Consider the following 1,460-nt stretch of genomic DNA (forward strand, 5'->3'; position numbering starts at 1 on the left):
GGTAGGCAAATCCGCCACTCTAGCTGAACGTCGATAGTACCGCAAGCCTTCGGGTGAGTGGATAGCGCAGGTAATCAGACTTCCAAGAAAAACCGCTAAGCTTCAGGTTATAAAAACCCGTACCGCAAACCGACACAGGTATCCGGGAAGAGAATTCTAAGGTGCTCGAGTGAATCATGGCTAAGGAACTCGGCAAAATGGCCCTGTAACTTCGGGAGAAGGGGCGCTGGTAGCAATATCAGCCGCAGTGAAAAGGCCCAGGCGACTGTTTAACAAAAACACATGGCTTTGCAAAATCGAAAGATGAAGTATAAGGCCTGACACCTGCCCGGTGCTGGAAGGTTAAGAGGGGATGTTAGGGTTAAACCGACGCATTGAATCGAAGCCCCAGTAAACGGCGGCCGTAACTATAACGGTCCTAAGGTAGCGAAATTCCTTGTCGGGTAAGTTCCGACCTGCACGAATGGTGTAACGATCTGGGCGCTGTCTCAGCCATGAGCTCGGTGAAATTGTGGTCCCGGTGAAGACGCCGGGTACCCGCAACGGGACGGAAAGACCCCATGCACCTTCACTACAATTTAACATTGACATTGGATACAGGATGTGTAGGATAGGTGGGAGACTATGAAGGGGCGTCGCTAGGCGTTCTGGAGTCAACGTTGAAATACCACCCTTTCTGTATTCGGTGTCTAACTCTACTTGGTAGAGGACATTGTTTGATGGGTAGTTTGACTGGGGTGGTCGCCTCCAAAAAGGTAACGGAGGCTTTCAAAGGTAAGCTCAATACGCTTGGTAACCGTATGAGGAGTGCAATAGCATAAGCTTGCTTGACTGTGAGGCAGACAAGCCGAGCAGGGTCGAAAGACGGATATAGTGATCCGGTGGTTCTGCATGGAAGGGCCATCGCTCAAAGGATAAAAGGTACGCTGGGGATAACAGGCTGATCTCCCCCAAGAGCTCATATCGACGGGGAGGTTTGGCACCTCGATGTCGGCTCGTCACATCCTGGGGCTGGAGAAGGTCCCAAGGGTTCGGCTGTTCGCCGATTAAAGTGGCACGCGAGCTGGGTTCAGAACGTCGCGAGACAGTTCGGTCCCTATCTGTTGTGGGCGTAGGAATTTTGAGTGGGGCTGACCTTAGTACGAGAGGACCGGGTTGGACTAGCCTCTAGTGAATCTGTTGTTCCGCCAGGGGCATTGCAGAGTAGCTACGCTGGGAATAGATAAGTGCTGAAAGCATCTAAGTACGAAACTAGCCACGAGATGAGAATTCCATATAGGACCGTAGAAGACTACTACGTTGATAGGTTATAGATGTAAAGCTGGTGACAGCATAGTCGAGTAATACTAATCATCCGAAGCTTTCAAAAGCAACAACACTGTTGTTTGTTCTTCAATTACTAACTTCTTTCAATAATATGTCATCGTTATATTAGTGAAAAATAAATATCGAAAGATAGA

The 1,460-nt window shown here is 49.2% G+C and carries 1 rRNA gene; it reads left to right on the plus strand.

Annotated features, from left to right (window positions below):
- A 23S ribosomal RNA gene (locus IWX76_RS17980) occupies positions 1-1,370 on the plus strand; the annotation flags it as partial.
- Positions 1,371-1,460 lie beyond the last annotated feature (90 nt).

This window comes from Pedobacter sp. CAN_A7 (assembly GCF_015752175.1).
Classification (GTDB): Bacteria; Bacteroidota; Bacteroidia; order Sphingobacteriales; family Sphingobacteriaceae; genus Pedobacter.